Annotated in this window: 28 protein-coding genes; 12 read left to right on the plus strand and 16 right to left on the minus strand. The window is 41.9% G+C overall.

The window, feature by feature from the left end:
- Positions 1-42: 42 nt before the first annotated feature.
- Positions 43-477, plus strand: coding sequence for a DUF29 family protein (locus tag V7K27_RS16850; RefSeq protein ID WP_334949130.1), 435 nt, complete (start codon positions 43-45; stop codon positions 475-477).
- A complete protein-coding gene (locus V7K27_RS16855; protein ID WP_334949132.1) occupies positions 478-1,296 on the plus strand; it encodes a TlyA family RNA methyltransferase in 819 nt (272 codons plus the stop codon). It begins immediately after the preceding gene.
- Positions 1,297-1,314: 18 nt separating this feature from the next.
- Here V7K27_RS16855 and V7K27_RS16860 read toward each other — a convergent pair whose 3' ends face one another.
- From V7K27_RS16860 to V7K27_RS16875, 4 genes are read right to left on the minus strand one after another with little or no spacing between them, the layout of a single operon-like run.
- Entirely contained in the window at positions 1,315-1,836 is a 522-nt protein-coding gene (locus V7K27_RS16860; protein WP_334949134.1) for a hypothetical protein, read from the minus strand.
- An 8-nt stretch (positions 1,837-1,844) separates the two neighbouring features.
- On the minus strand, positions 1,845-3,077 hold the full coding sequence (locus tag V7K27_RS16865) for an AAA family ATPase (RefSeq protein ID WP_334949136.1): 1,233 nt from the start codon (positions 3,075-3,077) through the stop codon (positions 1,845-1,847).
- 17 nt (positions 3,078-3,094) lie between these two features.
- A complete protein-coding gene (locus V7K27_RS16870) occupies positions 3,095-3,289 on the minus strand; it encodes a hypothetical protein (RefSeq protein ID WP_334949138.1) in 195 nt (64 codons plus the stop codon).
- Between the two features lie 21 nt (positions 3,290-3,310).
- Positions 3,311-4,912: an alkaline phosphatase D family protein gene (locus tag V7K27_RS16875; RefSeq protein ID WP_334949140.1), complete on the minus strand. Its 1,602-nt coding sequence runs from the start codon at positions 4,910-4,912 to the stop codon at positions 3,311-3,313.
- Positions 4,913-5,377: 465 nt separating this feature from the next.
- On the opposite strand from V7K27_RS16875, the gene V7K27_RS16880 reads away from it, so the two are divergent.
- A complete protein-coding gene (locus tag V7K27_RS16880; protein ID WP_334949142.1) occupies positions 5,378-6,742 on the plus strand; it encodes an ATP-binding protein in 1,365 nt (454 codons plus the stop codon).
- Here the strand turns inward: V7K27_RS16880 and V7K27_RS16885 are convergent.
- The 3 genes from V7K27_RS16885 to V7K27_RS16895 form a co-directional block, all read right to left on the minus strand.
- Positions 6,739-7,842: an AI-2E family transporter gene (locus tag V7K27_RS16885; RefSeq protein WP_334949144.1), complete on the minus strand. Its 1,104-nt coding sequence runs from the start codon at positions 7,840-7,842 to the stop codon at positions 6,739-6,741. The two genes, V7K27_RS16880 and V7K27_RS16885, sit on opposite strands and share 4 nt — an antisense overlap.
- 429 nt (positions 7,843-8,271) lie before the next feature.
- Positions 8,272-8,709, minus strand: coding sequence for an NUDIX hydrolase (locus tag V7K27_RS16890; protein WP_334949145.1), 438 nt, complete (start codon positions 8,707-8,709; stop codon positions 8,272-8,274).
- Between the two features lie 35 nt (positions 8,710-8,744).
- Positions 8,745-9,194 carry a hypothetical protein gene (locus tag V7K27_RS16895; protein ID WP_334949147.1) on the minus strand — a complete coding sequence of 150 codons (450 nt, stop codon included), beginning with the start codon at positions 9,192-9,194 and terminating at the stop codon, positions 8,745-8,747.
- A gap of 47 nt (positions 9,195-9,241) precedes the next feature.
- Here V7K27_RS16895 and V7K27_RS16900 point away from each other — a divergent pair, with 47 nt between their 5' ends.
- Complete coding sequence (locus tag V7K27_RS16900; protein WP_334949149.1) at positions 9,242-9,421, plus strand: hypothetical protein; 180 nt, start codon at positions 9,242-9,244, stop codon at positions 9,419-9,421.
- Between the two features lie 290 nt (positions 9,422-9,711).
- The gene (locus tag V7K27_RS16905) at positions 9,712-10,401 is read left to right on the plus strand and encodes a hypothetical protein (RefSeq protein ID WP_334949151.1); all 690 of its coding nucleotides are present in this window, start codon (positions 9,712-9,714) and stop codon (positions 10,399-10,401) included.
- A 144-nt stretch (positions 10,402-10,545) separates the two neighbouring features.
- Here V7K27_RS16905 and V7K27_RS16910 read toward each other — a convergent pair whose 3' ends face one another.
- The 3 genes from V7K27_RS16910 to folD form a co-directional block, all read right to left on the minus strand.
- Complete coding sequence (locus V7K27_RS16910; RefSeq protein ID WP_334949153.1) at positions 10,546-11,001, minus strand: divergent PAP2 family protein; 456 nt, start codon at positions 10,999-11,001, stop codon at positions 10,546-10,548.
- Positions 11,002-11,512: 511 nt separating this feature from the next.
- Positions 11,513-12,445, minus strand: a complete 933-nt coding sequence (gene crtE, locus V7K27_RS16915) for a geranylgeranyl diphosphate synthase CrtE (RefSeq protein WP_334949155.1) — start codon at positions 12,443-12,445, stop codon at positions 11,513-11,515.
- Between the two features lie 349 nt (positions 12,446-12,794).
- Entirely contained in the window at positions 12,795-13,682 is an 888-nt protein-coding gene (folD, locus tag V7K27_RS16920; protein WP_334949157.1) for a bifunctional methylenetetrahydrofolate dehydrogenase/methenyltetrahydrofolate cyclohydrolase FolD, read from the minus strand.
- 295 nt (positions 13,683-13,977) lie between these two features.
- On the opposite strand from folD, the gene V7K27_RS16925 reads away from it, so the two are divergent.
- Entirely contained in the window at positions 13,978-14,634 is a 657-nt protein-coding gene (locus V7K27_RS16925; protein WP_334949159.1) for a pentapeptide repeat-containing protein, read from the plus strand.
- 38 nt (positions 14,635-14,672) lie between these two features.
- Here V7K27_RS16925 and V7K27_RS16930 read toward each other — a convergent pair whose 3' ends face one another.
- The 3 genes from V7K27_RS16930 to fraC all read right to left on the minus strand — a co-directional run bounded on the left by V7K27_RS16930 (position 14,673) and on the right by fraC (position 17,201).
- Positions 14,673-15,452, minus strand: coding sequence for an ABC transporter permease (locus V7K27_RS16930; RefSeq protein ID WP_334949161.1), 780 nt, complete (start codon positions 15,450-15,452; stop codon positions 14,673-14,675).
- A 137-nt stretch (positions 15,453-15,589) separates the two neighbouring features.
- A complete protein-coding gene (fraD, locus tag V7K27_RS16935) occupies positions 15,590-16,597 on the minus strand; it encodes a septal junction protein FraD (protein ID WP_334949163.1) in 1,008 nt (335 codons plus the stop codon).
- Between the two features lie 64 nt (positions 16,598-16,661).
- A complete protein-coding gene (gene fraC / locus V7K27_RS16940) occupies positions 16,662-17,201 on the minus strand; it encodes a filament integrity protein FraC (protein ID WP_334949165.1) in 540 nt (179 codons plus the stop codon).
- Between the two features lie 221 nt (positions 17,202-17,422).
- Here fraC and V7K27_RS16945 point away from each other — a divergent pair, with 221 nt between their 5' ends.
- From V7K27_RS16945 to V7K27_RS16960, 4 genes are all read left to right on the plus strand, one after another.
- Positions 17,423-17,557: a hypothetical protein gene (locus V7K27_RS16945; protein ID WP_334949167.1), complete on the plus strand. Its 135-nt coding sequence runs from the start codon at positions 17,423-17,425 to the stop codon at positions 17,555-17,557.
- 237 nt (positions 17,558-17,794) lie between these two features.
- Positions 17,795-18,931: a cob(I)yrinic acid a,c-diamide adenosyltransferase gene (locus V7K27_RS16950; RefSeq protein ID WP_334949169.1), complete on the plus strand. Its 1,137-nt coding sequence runs from the start codon at positions 17,795-17,797 to the stop codon at positions 18,929-18,931.
- 309 nt (positions 18,932-19,240) lie between these two features.
- Positions 19,241-19,420, plus strand: a complete 180-nt coding sequence (locus tag V7K27_RS16955) for a hypothetical protein (RefSeq protein ID WP_334949171.1) — start codon at positions 19,241-19,243, stop codon at positions 19,418-19,420.
- A gap of 117 nt (positions 19,421-19,537) precedes the next feature.
- The gene (locus tag V7K27_RS16960; RefSeq protein ID WP_334949173.1) at positions 19,538-21,118 is read left to right on the plus strand and encodes a group II intron reverse transcriptase/maturase; all 1,581 of its coding nucleotides are present in this window, start codon (positions 19,538-19,540) and stop codon (positions 21,116-21,118) included.
- 555 nt (positions 21,119-21,673) lie between these two features.
- Here V7K27_RS16960 and V7K27_RS16965 read toward each other — a convergent pair.
- Positions 21,674-21,931: a microviridin/marinostatin family tricyclic proteinase inhibitor gene (locus tag V7K27_RS16965; protein WP_334949175.1), complete on the minus strand. Its 258-nt coding sequence runs from the start codon at positions 21,929-21,931 to the stop codon at positions 21,674-21,676.
- 1,039 nt (positions 21,932-22,970) lie between these two features.
- On the opposite strand from V7K27_RS16965, the gene V7K27_RS16970 reads away from it, so the two are divergent.
- Positions 22,971-23,339 carry a hypothetical protein gene (locus tag V7K27_RS16970; protein ID WP_334949177.1) on the plus strand — a complete coding sequence of 123 codons (369 nt, stop codon included), beginning with the start codon at positions 22,971-22,973 and terminating at the stop codon, positions 23,337-23,339.
- Positions 23,340-23,709: 370 nt separating this feature from the next.
- Here V7K27_RS16970 and V7K27_RS16975 read toward each other — a convergent pair whose 3' ends face one another.
- The gene (locus V7K27_RS16975) at positions 23,710-24,714 is read right to left on the minus strand and encodes a transaldolase (RefSeq protein WP_334949179.1); all 1,005 of its coding nucleotides are present in this window, start codon (positions 24,712-24,714) and stop codon (positions 23,710-23,712) included.
- A gap of 162 nt (positions 24,715-24,876) precedes the next feature.
- On the opposite strand from V7K27_RS16975, the gene V7K27_RS16980 reads away from it, so the two are divergent.
- Positions 24,877-25,047, plus strand: a complete 171-nt coding sequence (locus V7K27_RS16980; protein ID WP_334949181.1) for a hypothetical protein — start codon at positions 24,877-24,879, stop codon at positions 25,045-25,047.
- Between the two features lie 52 nt (positions 25,048-25,099).
- Here V7K27_RS16980 and pyk read toward each other — a convergent pair whose 3' ends face one another.
- Complete coding sequence (gene pyk / locus V7K27_RS16985) at positions 25,100-26,530, minus strand: pyruvate kinase (RefSeq protein WP_334949279.1); 1,431 nt, start codon at positions 26,528-26,530, stop codon at positions 25,100-25,102.
- Between the last annotated feature and the right edge of the window lie 216 nt (positions 26,531-26,746).

Below are 26,746 nucleotides of genomic sequence, written 5' to 3' on the forward strand. Positions count from 1 at the left end.
ATAGAGCCACAATAGAAGTTGCCGATGTTTGAGGCGCTGATTATGGAAGAATTATTAAGTTTGAAAGACTTGCTTGTTAAGGGCGATGTTCAAGGGGCATTGATTATAGTTGAAGAATTAACAGAAATGAGCCGAAATGACATAATCAAGACGATTCGTAGCTATGCAGTGATTTTGCTGTTGCATCTGATTAAACAACAAGCTGAAAATCGCACGACTCGCTCTTGGGAAGTCTCAATTCGGAATTCGGTTCGGGAAATTCAACGCGAAAATAAGCGGCGTAAAGCTGGGGGCTATTATCTCACGCCAGAAGAATTGTTAGAAATCTTAGCAGAAGCCTATTTAAATGCCATTGATCAGGCAACGCTTGAAGTAGAAGAAGGTCGTTATGAGCCAGAAGAATTAGAAAAGCTGGTTAACCGCGAAGAAATTATCAATCGTGCTTTGGCTTTAATTTTACCAGGAGAGTTTAATTAATTGGCTAAACAGCGACTCGATACACTATTAGTAGAGCTAAATTTATGTTCTTCTCGCGCCTTAGCACAACGGTTAATTCAGGCGGGGGAAGTCACTGTTAATCAGCAGTTAGTTGATAAACCTGGTACAGAAGTTGATATTTCGGCTCAAATAAATATTAAGGTGCGATCGCCTTTTGTTTCTAGAGGCGGTGAAAAACTCTCCAAAGCTTTGTCAGTATTTGCCATTCCCGTAGGAGAGCGTATTTGTTTAGATGGTGGGATTTCTACTGGTGGTTTTACTGATTGTCTCTTGCAAGCTGGAGCCAAACAAGTTTACGGTATTGATGTCGGTTACGGGCAAGTTGACTGGCGGTTGCGAAATGATTCGCGGGTGATTTTGCGGGAACGCACCAATTTACGGCAACTACGACCAGATGAGTTATATAACGAGGATGACCCGATTCCTGATTTAGCGGTGGTCGATGTATCGTTTATTTCTTTAACGAAGATTCTGCCAGCCTTGTGGCAATTAACTCAAGCTAATCGGGAAGCTGTGCTGTTAGTCAAGCCACAGTTTGAAGTCGGTAGATCCCGTGTGGGCAAAAAAGGCGTTGTGCGCGATCCAAATGACCAAGCTGATGCAATTTTCCAGGTGTTGCAAGCAGCCCACGAATTAGGATGGAAATACAAAGGCTTAACTTGGTCGCCAATCACTGGCCCTGCTGGGAATATTGAATATCTTTTGTGGTTGGGAATGGAAAGTGAAACACCACCACTTGATTTAGAGGCAATTAAGCAAATAACTTTAGAAGCAACAACTGATTTACGGAAGAGTTAAACGTTGGTTAAGGATATTTTACTTGGTGCGATCGCTTCGGCGTTTAGGTGCTGGGGTAGCTGGTTCATAAGCCTTCAGTCCCCCATCGCCCGTAAAAATTTCTACTTGGAATGTGCTACTAGTTTTAGCATAATATTCAGCTACAGTTTTAATTGTCGCATCTCCAATAGAAATCTTTCTAGATGCTAGAGTCGGCCATTCCGTAGCTAACTGTTTTAATTGTTCTGAATTCCAAAGTTCACCTACTTGAGTTTCAAAAACCCCCCAAGGTATCAATCCATCCGCTACTTTCACTAAAATATCAGCGAAAGCTTGAGCAATTTCATATCGCCTAGACTTAGCTTGTGCAATGTGATTACCAGTTTCTATAATTGTTGCTATTGGTAGTATAAACTTTGCACCTTGTTTTTCTTCTGCCTTAAAACGGGCTTCAACTCTTTTTTTATCCCATTTATCATTATCAGAGCCACAAGTCTCTTTACCAGGAACACCTAAGTAGACGCAGAGTATTGATGTGTCAATAATCAGAATCTTTCTCATATTTCACTTTACTTGTTATCAGAAAGACTCTTTTCAATTGCGCCTTTAGTTGCTAATCTGCCCAAAGTTCCTGATGCTAGCAAAAGAGGAAGATTTTCAATATCTTCTAAAAGAGTAAGTTTGCTTTCTCCGGTTTCAGAATCGCGGTGTGCAACAACCACAAAAGGAACTATTTCTGGGCCTAAAGCATCAAGTAAAGCTGGATTATGGGTAGTTAGTAAAATATCTATTTTTCTTTGGCTGCCAATCTCTCGCAGTATTCTTACCAACAATTCTGCACGCGAGGGATGAAGACCATTATCTATTTCTTCAATTACCAGTTGACTACCTTTTGGTCGGGTGAGTAGTGCTGTGATAATTGCTAGAAAACGTAAAGTTCCATCTGACATAGTTCTAGCATCAATTTCTGTAATATGACCAGGTTTCCATTCTTCCTGACAGTAAAGCATGGCATCAGTACCAAATCTGCCAACTTTTTCTGCCCATACTTTTTGAATATCGCCTTCTGGGAAATCTTTAATGTAGGCTGATAGAATTGATTCTACTTCGTTTTTTCGTTTATCGGTTAATGCTGCTAGGACACCTGCGATATTAGAAGCATCGCTTTCTAGGGTATCAGACAGTAGTGAATATGATCTCATTTTAGAAGGAATGGGGTTTAAAACAAAGGTTTTTTCTAATGCTTTAATAACTAAATTAGTGATGTTCCTAATTCTTTTAGAAACATCATCAACATTCTTTAACTGATATTTTTTAGCAATTGTAATTACACCTGAACCTGTCGCTGTACCACTTCCTTCTAATGTATTCAATGCACTTCTAATGGAAATAAAACTATCTTTATCTTTGATTGAAAATTCAATTAATGAATCTGAATTTTCCACATCTAGTATTTGTATGAATTCTCTTATGACTATTACAACAGGTTGTGTTTGTATTTTGATTGCATATAGATAATCGGTATGTTCATCATCACCCTGAACCAGAAATTTTAATGTAAACTCAGTTTCTGGTTTAAGTGCTGCCCACTCCACACCACCTCGAATCGAGGAAAGTATTTTATCACCCGCCAAAGCAGCTTCAATATTCTGACCTTGTGTTACTCTTTGTAAAAATTCAAAAGCTTCAACCACATTAGACTTACCACTTGCATTTGTACCAATTAGAACAGTCAACGGGTCAAGTGGAAGCTCTGCATAACGGAAACTTTTCCAATTTTCTAGAATGAGTTGCTTAAGCATGACCAACTCCAAAAATACTAGGATTTTACTTCTACTATAAGGTTTTTGGCATTGCTTAACTGCAAGCTTCTCTCTATGCCTCTGCGTGATTCAATCATACCGTCATCCAGCACAGCAACGCCAAGTTTTTCATCCTTCAAAATCTCAGCAAAAACAACAAAGCCAGCAGACAGAGTAAAAAATTGCCTAATTACTCTATCTAACTGGCTCAATTTCCCTGAGCTTTTAGAGATTTATGCTTCTGGCGGCAAATCTACACTGTAAAGAGTTTTACCTACCAAGTTACGCAGTGTTACCGTCATCACCTTTGTATTAGCATCAATCTTGATTCCTCCAAAGAATTGCAAACCTTCACTTGGCGGGCGATTTGCTTTTGTACCTGGAGGAAGACCTTGAAATATTAATTGTGGTCCAAAGGTATTATCCAATTCGTTTGGCCCAAATGTGCCAGAGTTAAGAGGCCCGGCGACGAATTCCCAAAAAGGCTTAAAGTCGGTAAACTGCGCTTTCGCGGGGTCGTAATAATGCGCTGCTGCGTAATGTACATCAGCAGTTAACCAAACAACATTCTTGATGTTCTTGTTTTTGATAAATCGTAGCAAATCGGCAAGTTCTAGTTCTCTTCCTAAAGTTGGGCCATTTCCGTTAGCCCAAGCTTCAAAGTCCGTGGTACCGTCTGTAACTATCAACCCCAAAGGCATATCACTAGCAATCACTTTCCATGTTGCTTTTGATGATAGCAATTGCTTTTTCAACCATTGCACTTGTTCTTTGCTCAAAAAATCTGTTTTTTTACTTGGTACTGGCTGATTATTGGGGCTATTTGGTCCCCGATAGGTGCGCTCATCCAGCATGAAAATGTCTAGTAATGGCCCATGCTTAAAGGAGCGATAAATTTTCGTTTTGTCTGCATTATCGGTTGTATATCCAATCGGCAGATATTCTAAAAACGCTTGTCTTGACCTTTCGGCTAGCAAGTTAACATCTTTGACTGTATAACGGTCATCGTTGAGGATAATTTGCCCAGGATACCAATTGTTCCTCGTTTCGTGGTCGTCCCACTGTGCCAATATGGGAACTTCAGCGTTGAAACGCTTGATGTTTTCATCTAGCAAATTGTAAATATAGTTGCCACGAAATTCCGTGAGAGTCTCTGCTACTTTGGATTTTTCTGGTGTGGTGATGTTTTTCCAAATAGTGCCGTCGTCTAAAGTTACTTCTGCTTGAATGGGACCATCGGCATAAATATTATCGCCAGAATGGATGAAAAAGTCGGGATTAAGTTGACGCATACTTTCGTAAATTTTCATCCCACCGAACTCAGGATTAATCCCCCATCCCTGACCAGCAGTGTCTCCACCCCAAACAAAGAATACATCTCGCCCAGATTTGGAGGGAGTTCGGAAAGTGCCATAAACAGGAGCGCTGTAGGTGCCTTGATAATCTAAATCTTGGAAGATTACCCGATAAAATAATTTTTGGTCTGGTGGGAGGTTCTTCAGATAAAGTCGGGCTGTAAAGTCGCTGTTTTTTAAAGCATTAGGTCCCACAACTCGCTGCACATTTTTAAAAGATTCGCTGGTAGAATATTCTACGATCATTTTGGCCGGGCGATCGCTCCGACTCCAAATGACAATGCTATCATTGCAGATATCTCCGCTAGCTACACCATAAGGTATACCAGGACGCATTTTATCAGAGGTGATAATTCCAGGTGCTTGAGCAAAAACTGGTGATTTTGATACAATATTTGTGGCAATAATTCCACCTGCTGCGATCGTTGAACGCATCAAAAACTGGCGGCGGTTTAGCTTCAATGAGTGATTAGATTCCATACTAAATAATCGCAAACTAAAGAAGTGTTACAGGATAAGTGTTTAACACATTCTGTTAGAACGATAAGTAAAGAGTAAGTTATCTAACGGTTAATAAAATATTAAAAAAGAATTCAGGAGTCAGAATTCAGGAGTCAGAATACAATTAGTTGGGGATTTAGACCCGCAACTAATTGTAAACCACCAATTTTTCAATTTGGTGGGGGACTTAAACCCGTTTATTCATTTGCTTTTTTGGTTAGAATTCATACTGAATTCTGACTCCTGACTCCTGAATTCTGTTCTATTAAAATATTAGATTCGCTGAAGTACTCTATATTCCCACATCTACACTGTGAATTTTGGGTAGAAATGTGGGAATGATAAGTTTGTAACGATTGATGAGCTTTGAAATTATCGGGACGGATATTCAAGATGTTACCAGAAATATTATCTCAGCACCCAAGGCTTGAGAGTCTGCTGACTATGGATGACATGACAAATAGTAATGAATCCAACCTGCGATTAAAGTCAACTTTAGAAGAATTACCGTTTTGGCAGGTTGACATCGAAGTAGAATGTCCGAGTAATGATTTAGCTATACTCTTTAACCAAGAGCCTTTACTGCCGGGAATTATCCTAAATAATCATCAACAATATGTGGGGATGATTTCGCGGCGGAAATTTTTTGAGCAGATGACCCACCCTTATAGTTTGGCACTATTTTCTAAAAGACCGATTAAAATTCTTTACAAGTTTTTCGAGCCAAATATATTAGCATTTTCTGAGGATACGCTCATTGTAAATGCGACTCAGGCAACTTTGGAACGATCGCCTGAAGTTGCTTATGAGCCGATTTTAGTTAAAACTATGTCTGGAAAATATAAGCTGGTTGATTTTCATCAATTACTCTTAGCCTACTCCAAAATTCATGTTTTAACACTTATTGATCTACAGCAGGTAGAGGAACAATCTAGAGTCGCTAAAGCAGGCTTTAATGATCTTCAACATAACTATACGCGATTAGTTCAGAATGAAAAAATGGCTGCATTAGGACAGCTGGTTGCTGGTATTGCCCATGAAATCAATAACCCCATCAACTTTATTGCTGGCAACCTTGTCCACGCCATCAAATACAGTCAAAATTTACTCGATCTGATTAGATTGTACCAACAATGTTATCCTAAACCAAATGAGGAAATTCAAACTGCGATCGCAGAAATTGAACTAGATTTTTTAAGTACCGATCTCCCCAATCTTCTCACCTCTATGCAGGTTGGTACCAAGCGAATTGAGCAAATCATTCTTTCCTTACGAAATTTTTCTCGTCTTGATGAATCAGAGAATAAATCTGTTGATATCCATGAAGGTATTGATAGCACCTTAATAATTTTACAAAGTCGTCTCAAAAATCACGAAACCAATGGGACTATAAAGATAGTTAAGGAATATGGCGATCTTCCCAAAATTCAGTGCTACGCTGGGTTACTCAATCAGGTATTTATGAATCTTTTGGTAAATGCTATTGATGCTATACAAGATTCATTAGTCATTAGTCATCCGTCATTATTAAGAGATAAAGGACAAATTTGCATTCATACTGAACTTACTGATGACAAGCAAGTAATTATTCGCATTTCCGATAATGGCCCAGGAATTCCAGAGAGTTTCCAAAAGCAGTTGTTTGATCCATTTTTCACCACTAAACCCGTTGGCAAAGGAACTGGATTAGGTCTATCTATCAGCCATCAAATTGTTGTGGAAAAACACGGTGGTCAACTGCAATGTATATCGGCTGTTGGCGAAGGAACTGAGTTTATAATTAAAATTCCAGTTGCACTTAATTCTTAACTATAAGTTCGTGCTGGCTCACTTTTTACCGTAACAGGTTCTGACTCGATATCATCTAGCTTCTTAAACTCTCCAGCCCGCCAGCTATCTGTTATATCCTTGATAAAACTGGCAATAGGGATCGCAATCAACAAACCCAGCACTCCTCCTAACTTTGCCCCCAACAGCAAAGAAATCACCACCCAAACGGGATTTAGACCAGTCAAATTACCAAGAATTCGAGGTGCAACAAAATTAGAATTAACTTGGTCGATCGCAACAGCTACACCTAAGACTTCAACTCCTAACCAAAAGTTTTGTAACGCCACCAATAAACTTACTATGGCGATACCTACTCCTGTACCAAAGGGGAAGAGAGAAAACAAACCAATACCGATGCCAAAAAGTAAAGCCAAGGGAACTTGCAGCGCCAAAAACGCCAGTGTAATTGTTACTCCTAACACAGCTCCCAATGTTGCTTGACCAATGAAGTAATTGTGGAAATCCTCTCGCAATAATTCCCGGACTTTTAACCCAATGTTAGGGGGAAACCACTGAAAAATTCCGTCCCAAAGACGTTCGCCGTTTAATATTAAATAAATCGTCAGTACTACCGTCAGCAACACGTTGAGGACAATACCAATGGTATCAACAGCAAAACCAAGAATTCTACCAGTGAAAGACTGAAGTTGGTTAGATAATCGTTCCAGAACTTGGGTAAATAAACCACTTAAATTAATCGGAAGCTGTTGTTGACTTAACGCCCAATCCTGGAAAGCTTGCAGCTGCACAGTACCAGAATCAATCCAACTGGGCAAAATATTAGCTAGCTCTACGAGCTGTTGGATAATCAAAGGAACCAAGGTGATGCCTAGAGCTACTAAAACTACCACAGTCAAAAGTAACACTCCAGCGATCGCTAGGTTGCGTTTTACCCTTTGTTCCTGGAGAAACTGGATTGGATAGTTCAAGACAAAAGCCAGTAAGATGGCGGCGGCAATAATATTCACCAACGGTTGAAAATACTGTACAACTTGGAGCAATAGCCAGCCGTTGAGAATGGCAATGGGAAATGCCAATCCTATAGTTAACCATCGCGGCAGTTTGTTTGCTGATTCCATTAGTGGTGACTCCACAAGAGTTATAACAATTCAAAATTCAAAATTCAAAACATTTTCAGACGGGGATTTAAACCCTTTAATTTACGATAAAGGTTTGTAGTAAAGGCTTCAGCCCGATCTTCCAGACTGAAGCCCTTACTACGAGCCAATTTAATTAATTTTACATTGCTTAACATAGTTTAATTTATTCTTGCCCAATTACTTACTTCAAACTGGGCAACTAATAGCCGTTTAGGAAACAGTGATTCTCTTTGATTAAGTGAGTTGGGGCGAAAAAACCCAAGTATATTACGAAATGTAAATAGGCTTAAAGCCCTTACTAATGACGCCACTTGCTTTAAGCCGGGGAACCCGTCCAACGCAGTGGCTCACCAATGACAAAGGACAAATGACAGCCTTCACCAGTTAGCTTTAATTGCGCCGACCTACTTAAGCTTGTTGATTTGTTTCGATAAAATCCAAGATAATTCGCTGATGCACACTCCCTAAAGGTCGTACTTCGCCAGCCTTTTGCGAATAACAGTTACCTTGGCGAATATCTTCTGGGGTCAATAACCCCATATCCCAGCCTTCATTCAAAACCAGTTGATTTAATTCCATCAAGAGTGGTGCATGAAAGACATGACGGACAACTCTTTCGCCGGGATAATAGCCAAATTCAACAAAAAATGGTAATGTATAGCCGATTTCTTCTAAAATTTCTCGCTTCACTGCGACCTCTGGCGTTTCACCAGGTTCGATATGACCGCCAAATAGCGCCCAGTAACCAGGGTAGAGAATACCGGGGATGTTGTCGCGCAGTTGCATGAGAAACTTGTTTTTTTGGTAGAGAATTGCGATCGCTACATGCACCGGTTGATTGTTCATATATTCATTTTCATATGTTTATTTTTAATTGCTGATTATTCTTCTTCTAGATAAACTTCCCCCAATTCTTTACCAGCTAAGGGGATACTTCGGTAGCGAACTTTACCCTTAATTACCACTTGCGCTCCCTCGGCGAGATTCTTTTGATGGGTGACAACCCAAATTTTGCCCGTCGAGTCATTAATTTGATAAGCCCACTGCTTCATCAGAGGAGCTTGCTTTTCTACCTGACCTTGGATATAAACTATAGCCTGATTGTCTTGTTTTGGTTTAATTTCTCCAATTGGGGTGACATTGGTGCCAATTTTTAAGTTAACCCCATTCAAGCCAGATGAAGGCAAACTACCACAACTACAAAGTCCCACCACCAATAAAAAAATCAACCCCAGGCGGTAGGGAATAATGCTGTGTCCGTACAAGAACGAAAGGGACAAATTTCTCGCTTGTTCCATGAAAGCCACCGATTGAGCAAATTTTTGAGTCATTGCTTGCTTTGTCCCTAGTTTTATTAAGTCAGTAGAAAATAAACATTATGGATTTACGCATTGACAGACATAACCAAATGTGCATCACCTCTCGTTACAAGGCTCTGCCTTGTAATGCTCTTGTGGGAGGCAGAGCCTCCCAGTTTGACAGGAGGCAGCAGCCCTCCCAGCGATCGCATTCCCAGGCAGCAGCCCAGGAACGAGGCAGGGCAAGACTTTTATCTTAATAAGCTTGATATGCACATGATACTCAATTTGTAAAGTGCGTAAGTCCAAAACATTATGGATTTACTGTGAGAAAAACGCCACGACATCAAACAGAAACACAATAATAGTTAAAAGTCAAGAGTCAATATTTTCATCTCAACGACAAATATTTACGTCTACCTACTTACCCGATTAACTTCTTAAATATATTTTTTAACACTCCTTTAATCCCCATACTGAACTAGCTAGGTTTTCAGCTTTTTTCTTATAAAATCTTCTAGGACACCTTGATTTACATAATCTAACTTTTGTGCATAGATTTCAGACTTTACCAAGTGTTTTAGGATTAGCGATATCTACGACGAGCTTCGCTTACGCTCTTTTGATTGCTGGGATGAGTTCTGTCTTTGCCCAACAAGCCATTCCCCTTTGTCAACCACCAAATACAGGTGAGTATCTTTTATTAGTAGTCAGTCCCACAGCAAATAATCAAAAGCAGTTGCGTAGTGCCTTACCGTCTGAACTTAAGACCATCACCTGTAAATATCTCAACGAAACTGTGACGCGAGTCGGGGGCTTTAATAAAATTGACGATGCCAATCGTTGGGCGAGGTATGTCAGCAATATTGTTGGGTTGTCTGCCATAATTACCACTCGACCAACAACGCCAGATGTGCAACCACAGCTACAGCCACCTCAGCAGACACCTCAACAGACACCTCAGCAGACAGTCAGCTACAATCCTCAAGCCTTGGGAGAGGGTTATGCAGTGCTGGTAGATTATTACAATCGTCCAGAACTAGTAAATAGTGTGCAGCAAGTAGTGGGAGGTAAGGTAGGTTTTGTTTCTTATGGACAACGCCCTTACTTATTGGCAGTTTATACCACTAACCAAACTGAAGCATACAACACATTACAGAAGCTGAACGATCGCGGTTTTATTGCTAGCATAGTAGATAGTCGTAAGGTGATTCTGCTGCGCTCAACTGTGCGATTGTAGTGATATTAAGTTTTCTGGAATACTGATGCGATCTACCAGGGTGGTAATTTGTCAACTAACCGAAGTCAAAAATTCCAAATTGGTTGACAAGTTACCAGTTAGTCATTATTAATAGCCGCTCAAACAAAGATTCATCGCTCTAGCTTAATAAGCAGACCTAGCTAACCAATAGATAGTTATACCCAAAGCCGACCCAGCTATTACCTGAACTGGTGTATGTCCGAGTAATTCCTTCAGACGGTCTTGGCTAAAGTCTGGTTTTTCATCAAATAATTCATCAATCATTTGATTCAGGATACGAGCTTGCTTACCAGCCGCTTGGCGAACTCCGGCTGCATCATACATGACGATGATCGCAAAAATCATCGCTACGGCAAAATCAGGAGATGCCCAACCAAGTTTTTCCCCGACACCAGCCGCTAGAGCTGTAACTAAAGCTGAATGGGCACTGGGCATCCCTCCGGTTGTCACCAAAACACGCACATTCAGTTTGCGATTTTTGATGATCTCGATTACGAGCTTTAGTGCTTGAGCAATTAAACAAGCTAGCAGAGCAACCAGCAGCACCCGGTTGTCTAAAATGTTGCCTATGTCCTGCATGGTATTTTGGTTAGGTTATTGACACTCTCAGCGTCTTTAGACGCTGAAATTCTTAGTTCAACGACATACCTTAAAATTGTCCATCCTTGCGGCAATATTTAAACCTGATACCCGTTCAATAGAACAAAGTGCCGAGTCTAATTTAAACAACCCCAGTGGGCTTATCTCCCTAAGCGTTAGAGAATCATTTCTCTAGTTACCGTATGCCCTACGGTACTTTGTCCAATGAGTAAATATTAGCAGCAGTTGTTGGTTGAGGAAACATTTAGATTCAACCCAAAATCCCAAATTAACTTAGTACATCACGGCGGAAACAGATCAATTATTCAAACAGCCAAAAAGCTTATCAAGTAAGCTTTTTGAATTTTGAATGAGTGAATTACTCTGGGTGGTAGTAGTACAGCATAGCGTCAATAAACCACCCATTCCAAATCAAGACTTCGACAGAGCTACGTAACCATGAAACGCTTGCGGTATAGGAATTACGATTGACGAATTCTGCAAAGCGATACTAGTTATTGCGGCTGGTAATAAAATGAGCGATCGCTTGGAGTGGTTTGGCTCTGTCTCCAAATGGTTCTAATTCCACACAAGCTGCTTTAACTAGCTCTTGGGCAATTGATCGCGATTCCTCAAGCCCCCAAAGGCTGGGATAGGTCACTTTCTTCGCTTTTTGGTCTTTACCAGCTGTTTTGCCTAATTGCTCTTGAGTAGCAGTGATATCCAGAATATCATCGATGATTTGGAATGCTAGCCCAATATTTTGAGCATAACGGGTCAGTCGCTGCACATCTTCAGGTGATGCCCCAGTGATGATCCCGCCAGTAACTACGCAAGCTTCCAAAAGAGCGGCTGTTTTGTGTTTATGAATGAAATTTAGCGTTTCTAGGGAAATATCGGATTTACCTTCCGATTCTAAATCGACAACTTGACCGCCGACCAAACCAGCTGCCCCCAGCGCCCGACCAAGACGGGCAATTACCTGCAAGACTAGCTCTCTCTTAACGCTTTCGGGAGTTTGAATGGCAACAAACTCAAAAGCGAGAGCCAACAAGCCATCCCCAGCCAAAATCGCCACATCTTCGCCATAGACTTTATGATTCGTCAGTTTCCCACGACGGTAATCGTCATTATCCATCGCTGGCAGGTCGTCATGAATCAACGACATTGTGTGGATCATCTCTACAGCACAAGCCGTTGGCATGGCCATTTCGATAGTTCCACCCATCATTTCACAGGTAGCAAGGCAAAGAATCGGACGTACACGCTTGCCTCCAGCTAATAACGAGTAGCGCATCGCCTCATAAATCTTTTCTGGATAAATGATCGGGATAGCCTGATCTAAAGCAGTATCACAAAGCTTTTGTCGCTCTTTCAGATAGACTGCTAAGTTAAATGTGGCTTCCTCTGGTGGTGTCTTTTGAACGTTATCAGTTGCTACCATTCTTTAATTCCTGAAATTTTGGGATTTTTGTCTTATACGTCACAATTTTAAGATGCTGTGGGGCTGAAAAATTAGGAGACGCGATAAATCGCCGTCTGTACAGGAGTTGGGAGTAGAGACGCGATTAATCGCGTCTCTACTGGAGTTAGGAGTTAGGATTAATAATTCTTAATTTTTAACTCATCACTCCTCACTGATCACTCCTCACTCAATACGGTTCGGTTAAGGCAGGAGACGCGATAAATCGCCGTCAAGACAGAGGACTGATTATTGTAAAGACGGCGATTTATCGCGTCTTTGCGATAAGCGGCGTGTCATTAAAAAACCTTATCCGAACCGTATTCACTCCTCACTCTCTTCCTTCTCTTGCCGCCTTGGAATAGCTGGCAAATGTATTTTGCAACAATATGGCGACAGTCATTGGGCCAACACCACCAGGAACGGGGGTGATAAATCCTGCGACATCGGCGGTTGATTCAAAGTGGACATCGCCAATTAAGCGACTTTTACCACTAGCATCGGTGACGCGATTCATCCCTACATCTACCACAACAGCGCCCGGTTTCACCATATCAGCAGTGATCAGTCCGGGACGACCTACTGCTGCAATTAGAATATCAGCATTTTGGGTGATGGTTTTGAGGTCATGCGATCGCGAGTGAGCGATCGTGACTGTGGCATCAGCTTCTAGTAGCATCAGCGCCATTGGTTTACCCACTAAAATACTGCGTCCCACCACTACTGCCTGTTTTCCCTGCAAGGGAATCTCATACTCTTGTAAAAGCCGCATCACACCCGCCGGGGTACAGCTACGTAAACCGGTTTCTCCCCGTACTAGTCGCCCCAAGTTAACTGGGTGCAATCCATCAGCATCTTTATCGGGATCAATTTGATGTAGCAGAGCCACAGCATCCAAGTGGTTAGGTAAGGGCAGCTGCACAAGAATACCATCCACTCGTTCATCGTGGTTGAGTGCAGCGATCGCCTCTTCTAATTCCTCAAGGGTAGTTTGGGCGGGAAAATGCTTACCAAAAGAGGCGATACCAACTTTAGCGCAGGCTTTTTCTTTATTACGTACATAAGCGGCTGACGCTGGATTATCGCCAACCATCAGCACTGCTAAACCCGGAGGTCGTCCAATTTTTGGTTGTAATTGTGTAATGGCAACAGAAAGTTCTTGCTGAATTTTTGCAGCGATCGCTTTACCGTCAAGGAGTTTGGCAGTTTTTGTTTCCATGAGAATTCCCAGCTATATTCGCCTTCTATCAAAACTCAGCCGTTTCTGGTCTAGAATACCAATTTAGTTTTAATAAAACTGACTCCCAACTCCTGTTGTATCAACATTTCCTGACCTATGTCAGCATTTATTGTTTTAAAGATCACTAAAAAAGCGTAGTTTCAGGTGATTGACGATTTTTCCGAAATTAATTTTTGATTATTTACTGAGCTTATATCTATTTGGGGTGTACTCTCAATATACGGTAACTATCACGCTCGACCTTTGAGATAAATTACACCCAGAGGTGAATGCCATGAAAAATTATGCCCAACAGCAGGAATTTATATTAAATCAAATCACAAATAAATATTTTCAGTGCCGAGATTTCAGTGGATATGACTTGAGGGGAATTGACCTAAAAGGAATTGATTTAAGTGGTGTTAACTTCATCGGAGCGGATTTGCGTGGTGCGAATTTGTCTGGCTGTGTTCTGACGCGTGCTAATTTAAGTGGGGCAAATTTGATCGAAGCTAATTTGTATGAAGCTAATTTGTATGAAGCATCTTTGTGTGAAGCCAATTTGATTAATGCTGATTTAACACGAGCAAATTTGTGCGGAAGTTTCTTATGGCGGGTGAAGCTCACAGGTAGTAATCTTTGGGGTGCTTCTTTGTGTGATGTGGATTTGAGAGAAGCAGACTTAAGTGAAGCCAAATTAATTGAAGCATCGCTGATTGAAGCTAACTTAAGTTTTGCAAATCTCGCAGGAGCAAAGCTATGTGGAGCAAAATTATTAGAAGCTAATTTGACTGAGGCTAACTTAACTGGTGCAGACCTGACATGGGCAAATTTAACTAAGGCAAACTTGAATAAGGCAAACCTTTGGAAGACAAACCTGATTTATACTAAGTTTCGGGATACTATCATGCCTGATGGCACAATTGAGCAACCTCAGATAATGATTTATTAGGGGGAGTGGGGAGTGGGAAGTGGGGAGTGGGGGGAGAACTAAAATTCGCGTTGTGAAAAAATAAGACTAGCGATCGCTAACAACATGACGCTATAAAGTAAGCCATAGCCAGCATTTGTAATCAGTGCAGTTGTGTCAGGTAGTGCTTGCAGACCGTAAACGGCATCATTTTTCAAATCTAATCGAGATAAATCTGGCAAGATGAGAAACAAACCTTGAGTTAGATGTTCCATACCAGGGTTGCGGGTAAGACGCCCAAGTTGTACTAAATCTGGAGTAATATTTCCGATTAAATATACCGCAAAGGTTAAAATAGTCGCTAGGAGAGAAGCCGTAAAAACACCGAAGCTAATAGCCACGGCGGTGATTAATGACAACTGCAAAAATAAGAAAATTGCCGCAATTAGAATGCTGACCGTTGGATGAGGAATGTTACTAAATTGCAGAAATACTAGATAAATTACTGTCATCGTGGCCACAAGTACAGCTAGGACTGCGGATAAACCCAAGTATTTGCCGATGATAATTTCGGTGCGGCTGACAGGTTTAGCAATTAACATTAAGATGGTGCGTTTTTCAATTTCTTTATTAACCAGTCCCGTACCAACAAATATTGTCACAATTAACCCGATGGCATTCATCGCCGCCAAGCCAAAGTCTAAAAACATTTTGTCTTCAGTCGTAGCTGCAAATTCAGGAAGGACGCGGAAGGCGGTGGCGAGTATTAGCGCATAAAAACCAATAATATATAGGATGCGATCGCGTACCACTTCCTGAAACACATTCTTTGCCAATACAAAAATTCTGTTAATAGTCATTTGTTATTTGTCATTTGTCATTTGTCATTTGTCATTTGTCATTTGTCATAGTTATTCTCCTTGTCTCCCTCATCCCCCTCATCTCCCTCATCCCCCTCATCTCCCTCATCCCCCTCATCTCCCTCATCTCCCATTCTTCACTGCTGCGGAGGCGGTGATCCAGGAATTAATTTACTGGCGCGATCGCATTCAATTTCTGCAACTGTAATCTTATTACCGGAATTGCTGGTTGCTGCAACTGGTTCAATGCGACAAGATTTTTTCAAGTAATAGCCCCGTGGGTTAGAACTCGGGCCGATCCAAATACTTAATAAATCTAATATATATCCAGACTTAGTATTAGCTACACGCGGCTCAACCCGCCATAGTTCCTTCTCGTCATATTGATCTAGGTTGATTTTAATTACTTCCCTACCCAAAGTTCCTACACGCTGTTTCGCATCTAGCAACCATTTCTCTACTTCCGACCAAGGTCTTTCAGCTATTTCTTCTACTACTATTGGTTGAAGTTTCTCTAGAATTATAACGCCGTTTTGGGGAATTTTTACTGGTTCTATTGTTCTGACAACAAAGGTACTACGTTTAAAACTATCTGCCTGCAAACTAGGATATTCTCGTAACCAATTATCCATCACAAAGTAAAACATAATCCAGCAACTTAGCAGCATACTACTAGCAACTAAAATTATGATTCTTTGGCGGTCTTCTGGCTTAGGAATGCGAGCTTTAGCGTCAGTGTCATTTCCTTCAATAAATTCTGGTATTGCTGTAATTAGTGCTGAAATTGTCGGCCAAAAAACTATTATTCTTGGTGTAATTACCTCCTCTTGACTTCCAAATGCAAAAACACTCACTAAAAATCCAGTGATCACTGCCCCGACTGGCATAAAAGTACCAGGAACCCTCAAAGGATCTTCAGTTGTATACCAAGCTGTGCCCGCAATTAAAAATAACCAGCCAAAAAAGGCAATTATATCTTTGATATAGCCGATAGCAAAATATGAAAGTATCCAAGAAAAAACACTCAGATAAATAAATGTCTGCCAAGAATAAGCTTTGGGTGGAACTAATACCTTTCTAATTCCCGCATAAAGCCCTTCAACAAATTTAAAAGCCCCAAATACATCTTTAAGTAGCGTATTCATATTCTTCCTTTCACCTGATTAATTAATCACTATTTTTCCTCTGAATTCAACAAGTCATTTCTTGCTATTTTGAGCGAAATAATAAAATAATTGTGATCACACTATAACTCAGAGAATTCGCTATTAATATAGTCGTAACTAAACTAGTACTTTGTAATTTAAGATTGCTAAAACTACGCCATCGCCGCCGTTGAGATGTTTGAGGCTCCTCTTCTTTTTTAGCAACTGGTTCATTCAACGATAATAGTAATACCCTGAGAATGAAAAATTTCATCAAAAAAGTAGCAAAGAAAACTATAAAGGCAGTTAATATAATTAAACTTTGGGACTTCGGGGATTTAAAGCTATTAAAAAACATATAGTTAATTAATTCTGATTTTACTTGTATCGGCAACATTGGTTCTGATACAAAAAATATGAACCAGCCAATCACGCTAGAAAACAGATTGATAGAAATGGCATAAAAAGTACTGGTTTTTTTGTCAAATTTTAGTCGAGAGTGCAAAACATAGGCTTCGATGGGGATGGCAATTAGTACAAATAAAAAGTCAAACAGAATTCCACCAATGGGAAAAATCCTGGGAAGCATCCAATTTTCGGGCATAAATGGTCAACGGTAAGGGTTAACTGTAGTGAGTATAACTGGGATAGTGAGGGTGATGGGGGAAATTATTCCATTGTTCTTGTCCTTTATCATGCTGGTGTGCCAGTATTCCTCTATTGATAATTGTTAATACTTGTACGGACGCACTAGAGTGGCAATTTCTCAGATAAAAAACTCCACCCACTCAAGGGAATTGAGTTTTTGGGCATGGGGAACAGGGCATGGGGCATGGGGAAGAAGTTACCTGTTTGGCCTATGCCCTATGCCCAATGCCCCAAGCGACGGGGCGACTATCCCTCTCCACTCACGAGGGGATGGAGTTTCCCGTCGCTTTCAATGAGAATACAAGACGTTAGTTCAGAAGGCAGAAGTACGAAGGCAGAAGGCAGAAGGGAACCCACGTTTAAAAACGTGGGATTGAAGCAATGACGCTTTGTATCTCGCGCTACGCGCCTCGATACAATTCTTTTTTTAAACTGGGCAATAACCCAGAACTAAAGTTTTTATTAATACTCCTTTCCTTCTGCCTTCTGCCTCCTGCCCTCTGCCTTTCTTGTAAGATTAAAGACTGCCACGTTATAGCTTTTCGAGAGATGACAAGGAACGGTATCGGTATTCGCACGGCGCAAGTGCGCTCAGAACGGCTCATTGGTCAAATTCACATCTACGATGGTGTGGGTAAAGGTAAGTCCCAAGCGGCTTTAGGGGTGGTTTTGCGCTCCATTGGTTTGGGGATAAATATGCCTAGCAATTCTAACCGCGTTTTACTGTTGCGGTTTTTAAAAGGGCCGGGACGTGATTATGACGAAGATGGCGCGATCGCAGCTTTACAGCGCGGTTTTCCCCATTTAATTGACCAGGTTCGCACTGGGAGAGCGGAATTTTTTGGCCCAGAAGAAATTACCACCTTTGACCGAGAGGAGGCGGAACGGGGTTGGGATGTAGCCAAAGGTGCGATCGCTAGTGGTTTATATTCAGTTGTGGTCTTGGATGAACTTAACCCCGTTCTGGATTTAGGTTTGCTACCAGTGGATGAAGTGGTGCAGACATTAAAATCCAAACCCCAAGAATTAGAAATCATTGCTACCGGACGCGCCGCACCGCAAAAGTTACTTGATATTGCAGATTTGCACTCAGAAATGAAACCTCATCACCACCCAACAGCCAAAGCCCTCTTCCTTGAAGGGATTGAAATTTATACTGGTGCTGGTAAAGGCAAGTCTACTAGTGCTTTGGGCAAAGCCTTGCAGGCCATTGGTAGGGGAATCAATCATCCAGGGTCTACCCGTGTGTTGATTATGCAGTGGCTTAAAGGTGGTACTGGCTATACAGAAGACGCAGCGATCGCCGCCTTGCAGCAGTCATATCCAGAAGTGGTGGATCATCAGCGCTGCGGTCAAGATGCGATCGTCTGGCGCAATTCCCGGCAAGAATTAGACTACGTAGAAGCCGAACGGGGTTGGGAAATTGCAAAAGTTGCGATCGCCTCTGGTCTGTATAAAACTATTATTCTCGATGAACTAAATCCCACCGTTGACTTAGAACTACTCCCCGTTGAACCCATTGTCCAAGCTTTACTCCGCAAACCCCGCGACACCGAAATCATTATTACTGGTCGCTGCCAAAATCCACCCGCATACTTCGACTTGGCTAGCGTCCACTCAGAGGTTTATTGCCACAAACACTATGCTAATCAAGGTGTAGAACTTAAACGAGGGGTAGATTTTTAAATTGGGCATCGGGCATGGGACAAATAAGAAAGAACAGAGATTGAAGGTGCGATTCGTTGATTAGTGAATCACGGTAGTCAATCCGTAAATAACTAATCCAGCCCGACAGCAGATTACTGTCATTAAAGGCTGAACTCTCGGTCAGATGTAGGTGAAAGCCCTACCATTCAGACTCAGAATTGACTCCTTATCTGCCCACACCGAACAAGCTCGGTTCTTGTAGAGTGAAGCTGGGAACAGGGCGCAATCAGACGACCGTTGCGGGTTGACACTGGCGCTAATAGGGAGTTCCTATGATGAAACAGAGCCTTGAAAAGCGACTTACTCTGTAGCAGGGCGCAACGCAAAATCCCTGACCGCACTGGAGTTCATTCCCGCCGAATTTTCGGTCAAGATAACGGCAAGAGTCCAGGGAATCTAGTGGTTGAATCGGCTACACCTAATGGAACAATCAATCTCTCCGAGGGAACGAATAAAAACGATTTGTGAGTCTTGGGGCAGTCGAACCCCAAGTAGGCTAGACGAGAAGCGGAACTCTCACAAGTCGGGTAGGACAGACCGTAACTGGTCTGAGGTGTTCAGAAAATACAAACTCCAGAAGAGAAAATGATTAGACACAGTAAACATACTAGTGAATCTTGGAAAGCCCTACCGTGGAAGAAATTCCGCCGAAATCTTTTCCGCCTTCAAAAGCGCGTATTTAAAGCGGTTCTTGTTGGAGACAAGCGGAAAGCTAGGTTACTCCAAAAGCTTATTCTAAAATCCACCTCGGCTCGATTTCTTGCAATAAGACAAGTATCTCAGCTAAATGCGGGTAAAAAGACGGCTGGTATTGATGGCAAAAAATCCCTTTCATTTGAAGAACGCTTCAACCTTGAAGAACTACTGAAAATGAACAGTGGAAATTGGAAGCATCAAGGATTAAGGGAAATCCCTATCCCTAAGAAGGACGGGACTACCAGAATGCTTAAAATACCGACCATAGCGGATAGAGCTTGGCAATGCCTTGCAAAATATGCCTTGGAAGCCGCCCACGAAGCAACTTTCCACGCTAGGAGTTACGGGTTCAGAACTGGGCGCTCTGCCCATGATGCACAACATTACATCTTTACCAACCTAAGCTCTTCCTGCAATGGAATAGAAAAACGAGTAATTGAACTCGACATCGAAAAGTGTTTCGACAGGATAAATCACTCAGCAATAATGGACGAACTCATCGCCCCCAAAGGTTTAAAACTCGGTATCTTCCGATGCCTCAAGGCAGGGGTAAATCCAGAATTCCCCGAACAGGGTACTCCTCAAGGGGGAGTGGTCAGCCCATTACTAGCAAATATTGCACTCAACGGGATTGAGAGTATACACAGATACCACTACGACTACAAACAAGGTCGCAAGATACACGACAAGACCCCAAATAAGTCAATCATAGAACCATCAATCCGGTACGCGGATGACATGGTTATTATACTCCGACCCGAAGATGATGCAACAGAGATACTTGAAAGAATCAGCGAGTTCCTCCGCAAACGCGGAATGAATGTAAGCCAAAAGAAAACCAAAGTTACCGCCGCGACAGATGGATTTGATTTCCTCGGCTGGCACTTCAAAGTCCAGAAAAACGGAAAGTTCAGAAGCACTCCCTCAGTGGACAACTTCAAAGCGTTCCGTAAGAAAGTAAAATACATCGTCAACAACTCGAATTATGGTGCTACCACAAAGGCTGAGAAATTAGCCCCGGTAGTTAGAGGCTGGAGAAATTACCATAAGTTCTGCAAGATGGACGGGTCTAGAAACTCGTTATACCACATCCAAAAAAGAGCCTACACGGTATTTAACAAGGAAACCAAACAAAACCGCTACTCTAGCAAGAAATTACTAGACAAAGCATTCCCAAAAGTTCCCTACTCCGAAAACGAACACGTCATGGTTCAAGGAATAAAATCCCCCTATGACGGAAATATGACCTACTGGAGCAAACGGAATAGTAAGCTCTACGACGGCGAAACCTCTAAAGCTCTTAAGAAGCAAAACCATAGATGTGCGTCCTGCGGTTTGAAATTCATTGATGAGGAACGGGTTCACCTGCATCACATCGACGAAAATCACGCCAACTGGAAGAAAAATAATCTGGAAGCAATTCATGAGAGTTGTCACGATTACAGACACATGAGCAAAAGCGCAAGCTAAGAACATCGGAAGCTGGGTGCGGTGAAAATCGCACGCCCAGATTTAACTGAGAGGTGCGGGGAATAATATCCCCCATCGACTCAACCAAGAATGCAGAATCCAGAATTCAGAATTCAGAATCAAGACTTCGGCAGAGTTACCTAACCATCAGTCGGGGATTGGGACTCGCCACTACGAAAGTTGACCACACTTCGGCGCTGCTCTGTTACCACCAAATCTACGATTTGGTGGGGGTCTAAAAAGAGGTTATTCATCCACTTTTTCGGTCAAAATACCCAACTTAATTCTGACGACTGACGCCTTTATTCTCTTCGATAAAAGCTTTATTCATGCTGAATTCTGACTCCTGAATTCTGAATTCTTCTTATAAAATATTCTCTAACAAATAATGATTAATCACTATCAGGAGCAATCAGGGGCAGCCAACGGCTACCCCTGATTCCCTATTTTGTTATATTTCTCGATCTTCTTCAAAAGTCCAGAGCAGAGATCGCATTTTGTTTTTGCTAGTTTTCAAAACCGGATCTCTGGTGTACTCGAAAATAGACAGTACACTTATTTTGTGGGCAAAGCATCTTCATTATCAGAAGGGAACTTCAAAGTTACTACACCAGCATCTTCATTACCAGAAGGGCACTGCTGAGTACCAGCTTCATCACTATCAGAAGGGTACTTCTTAGTTACGGCTGTGCATCCGCCACTAATTACTTCTGATTGTTGATCAGAAAGGTCTTCAGCGTTTTGCCCTTCTAGGAATCGGGCGAAGAATGGTACTGCTTGTGAATTCAAATCTTCTGGTTTGATCTCAGACATAATCTTTCTCCTATGAAAAGTGAATTTCAATTTAGACTACAACTGAATTTGATGATATTACGTAATACATACGTATAGATAGTATTAATTTTTATTAATAACATATTTATATAAAAATACTTGTATACAATTGAAATTGTAATAATTTTTCTTAAGTATTTTATTAACAATTGCTACTGAGTATTGATTTCACTAAAAGAGAATCTTTCCTTAGGGACTTCCAAGAAATAAATTATCCAAAGAACGAACCACAGAGACGCAGAGAACACAGAGAGAAGAGAAATAGGGAGGATTTTGCGTCAGTTTTGGGATATTTTTTTATTTGGAAGTTCCTTAAAACCCTTTTTCTTAGTAAATAATGTCAACCCCAACTCTTGGAGACGCACTCGCGTTCGGGGAATTCAAAATTCAAAATTCTTGCTTTCAAATCCCCATAAATAAATTTATTTGCTCTGAAACTAGGACTTAGAGTGCTTTGTGCTTAGGCATCGCGGCACAATTGTTTCTACGTTATCCATAAATAAATTTAGTTGCTCTGTATCCTTTTCTTCTTCCGTTAAATGTAGAATCAATTCTCCTCTTTGACTATGGTTTGACAGGAGCAATTAATTTTCGCTATCCATAAAATTAGATATCAAAGCTGGTAATCTTGCTTCTCTAACTTTTAGTACTGTTCAAATAGGGATTACCAATAATATATTTTCTGGATTAGTTTCTGGTTTTGGTAATCTGGCGATACTTTGGTTATCCCTACTCAATGCACTGAGAAGTATTGGAATGTGATTAGCAAAGCAAAGCTCTCTCAAACTGAGATAGCTAGCAATTACCCGCCTTTATCTTCAATTAGGAAAAATTACATTTTGCTGGACACTGACTATTTATTTGCACAAATTAATCTCATTTACAATTATCCATAAGGGTGAAATTGCAATCCAGAATTTCATACTAAATTAAGTTAAAAAAAAGTGTGTGAGCGATAATTTGCCGACTTTAGAGTGTTTAATAAAGTTATTGCCAAAAGTCTAGTAGAAGCAAAAACATGAAAGGTTTCAAAAAGCTATCCTCAATAGCAATGTTGCTATGTGCCTTTGTGTATCCGCCCTCATTAGCTGAAGCGAAGGATATTTCTCTAAATAATGTTCGCAATGAACAGAGCGCTGCACCAGAGGCTAACCTAGTTGGAGATAAAACCGGAGAGCTTTTAATTGCTCAATGGCGGCCAAGACGATACGAAAATAACCGACGACGGCAGATTATCCGACGGCGGGAGCGTTTGGGAGGAGACGAAAATATCCGACGACGGCCTTTTGAACGATACGAAAATAACCGACGACGGTCTTTTGAACGATACGAAAATAACCGACGACGGTCTTTTGAACGGTACCAAAATAACCGACGACGGTATTGATGACTGCTGATACAACGAAGCAATGGTTAGTGGTTGTTCTATTAACCACTAACCATTAACTATCGTTATTAGGACTTACGCAAAACTACACGCTGTAGGGGCAATTCATGAATTGCCCCTACCTAAAAATCATTCTTTTCAGCTATTGTTTGCGTAAGTGCTGGTTATGTTGTGAGGGAATGCCAAAACTCCTTTAAAATCTCGTTTCCAGCAAGAGGCTGGAAATGCAGTTCCTGGTGGCTCTGCCGCAAGTTACGGAGGCGGAGCCTCAATGAGGGGCATTCCCAGTCGGAGACTGGGAACGAGATAATGAGATAATTTGCTAAAAGCTGGTTCTAGGCTGGTTTTCACCTGAAGTTGATACCAATGCCTAATGGCTTGCTACTACCTCTGTTTCCAGGCGAACTAGTCGGTCTGCCAAAAGTTTCTCAAGGTCTTCTAATGCCTTGGTAAAACCTTTGATGCCCTCGTCTAGTTTGTCAGTTGCCATGCGGTCAGCCGCGTGTAATTTGTCATAGGTAGCTTTATCAATGGATATCTTTTCAATTTCCAAGTTTGCTACCTTAGCAGGGTCGAGTTTGCGTGGTAGTTCCCCAATGGTTGCGTGCAATTCACCCAAAAGTGCCGGGGAAATTGTCAACAAATCACTACCTGCAAGTTCGGTAATTTCACCAATATTGCGGAAACTAGCTCCCATAATTTCGGTTTTATAGCCGAATTTCTTGTAGTAGTTGTAGATTTTGGTGACAGACAAAACTCCTGGGTCTTCGGCTGCTGGGTAACTATCGCGTCCGGTATCTTTTTTGTGCCAGTCGAGAATCCGACCGACGAAGGGAGAAATTAAGGTGACGCCAGCTTCTGCACAGGCGATCGCTTGGTGAAGACCAAACAACAAGGTAAGGTTACAGTGAATACCTTCTTTTTCGAGAATTTCCGCAGCGCGAATGCCTTCCCAGGTAGAGGCAATTTTAATTAACACGCGATCGCGGCCAATTCCGGCGGCTTTATACTGAGCAATTAATTCCCGTGCTTTTGTCAGGGTAGCTTCGGTATCGTAGGACAACCGAGCATCTACTTCCGTAGACACGCGACCGGGAATAATTTGTAAAATCTTTAATCCAAAGGCAACTGCCAAACGGTCAAAAGCTAGAGAAACTATCTGTGCTTGGGTAGCTCCGGCTCCAGCATCTTTCTTTGCCTGGAGTAAAGTTTGATCGACAATCCCCTGATATTCCGGCATCTGCGCCGCAGCAGTAATCAGAGAAGGATTGGTGGTGGCGTCTTGGGGTTTGAACTTTTCAATTGCCTGAATATCCCCTGTATCTGAAACCACAACAGTCATTTTCCGCAATTGTTCCAGTAAATTCTGAGACATAAAATACTCCGTGATGTTTGTTTAGGATTTACTTAATTCCCCAGTTCTTTACCAAGTGAGTGCTGAGTTAGGAGTTAGAAGTAGAGACGCGATTAATCGCGTCTGTACAGGAGTTAGGAGTTAAACCTCGTCCATTTTGAAACCTGGAGTAGTGCGGGCATCTTGCCCGCTACTACGAGCAGGGAGCAAGATGCTCCCACTACTTTTAGAAACTATGGTTCTCAAAATAGATGTGGTTTACGAGTTATTATTCTGCTCTTTGCCTCCCCACTCCCCACTCCCCACTCCCTACTTCCTACTTCCTTCAATTCTGATTCTGGCAATTTTTCTTAATCATTGCCCAAGTTTGCTTACTATCCACAGCCACAGCCCTATTCTAAGTGGGTTATGCCGAAATTGGCTGTCCAATGGAATGCACTTTGATTAAACTAGTTGTTCCCGATTTACCAATTGGAACACCAGAGGTAATAACCACCTTATCGCCCTTATTCGCTAAACCCATGTCTACAACTGTGTTCACCACATTGGTAAACATCTCTTCGGCATTGTGGACTGGTGGAATTAGCAAAGCTTCTACACCCCAAGAAAGCGCTAGTTGGCGATAAACAGTCACGTCAGAGGTGAGGGCAATAATTGGAGAAGTTGGCCGATATTTAGACACCATTCTCGCGGTACTCCCTGAAGAAGTGTTACAGAGAATTGCCCGTGAGCCTGTTTCATAGGCGATGCGACACACCGATTCTGCCACGGATTCGGTGACGCTGAGACTGCCTGCCTCATGACACCAGGAATGTTTGCTACCCTCATCTAAAGCTTGTTCTGTCCGCACTGCGATGTTGTGCATCATCTCGACGGCGGCGATGGGATATTGTCCGACAGCTGTTTCACCAGAAAGCATTACCGCATCTGTTCCATCCAAAATCGAGTTAGCAACATCGGTTGCTTCGGCGCGGGTGGGGTCGGGAGCGCTAATCATCGACTCTAGCATTTGCGTGGCTGTAATCACCGGCTTGCCAGCACGATTGCAACGGCGAATAATATCTTTTTGAATTAGGGGTACTTCGTGAATTGGCACTTCCACCCCTAAATCGCCACGGGCAATCATAATCGCGTCGGCAATCTTCAGAATGGAATCAAAATTCTCTATTGCCTCTGCTCTTTCGATTTTGGCAATTAAACGGATGGAAGCGCCAGCTGCTTCAATCATCCTTTGGGCGGGTTCTAAATCTTGTGGCGATCGCACGAAGGATACCGCTACCCAGTCTACACCCAACTGAATCCCAAAGCGCAAATCCAGTAAGTCTTTTTCGGTGATGGAACTGACAGGTAAAGGAGTTTGTGGCAGGTTTACTCCTTTGTGTGTGGAAATTAGCCCGCCAATTTTCACTTGTGCGCGAATGCGATCGGCATCGCGATCGGTGACAATCAACTTGACGCGACCATCATTAATCAAAATCGGTTCGCCTGGTCGCACCATTGCAAATAAAGTTGGCAATGGTAGAGGCAGTTCGTCAATACTCTCACCCTTTTGTTGCAAAACAAAGGTAACTTCACTACCAGCTTCCAGATTTAACCCTTCCGGTGGTAAAACTCCCAAGCGAATCTTCGGGCCACACAGGTCTTGCATAATTGCGATCGGCTTTTGCTGCTCAGTACTAATTTGCCTGAGATACTGAGCTGTTTGGGCGTGAAATTCATAGGCTCCGTGGGAGAAATTCAGCCGCGCCACATTCATTCCAGCTTCTACTAACGCTTGTAGCTTTTCAGGTGCAGATGAAGCCGGCCCAACAGTACAAATGATTTTGGTTCGACGCATAGGGATTGGGGGTTGAGGAATAACCTGCAAATTTGGATGCTTTGTGCCGCAGCTACGCCCGTCGTAGACATCGCGCAAAGCATCCAAATTCACATGTGCTTCATATCAATTGTTTGCTAAAAAAGTTACTTTATTTAGTCTTGCTTTCAGGGTATTTACCATCCCAAATCCCCAAAGTCGATAGTCAAAAGTCAAAAGCTAATGACTAATGACTAA

The sequence above is a fragment of the Nostoc sp. genome (assembly GCF_036919575.1).
Classification (GTDB): domain Bacteria; phylum Cyanobacteriota; class Cyanobacteriia; order Cyanobacteriales; family Nostocaceae; genus Nostoc.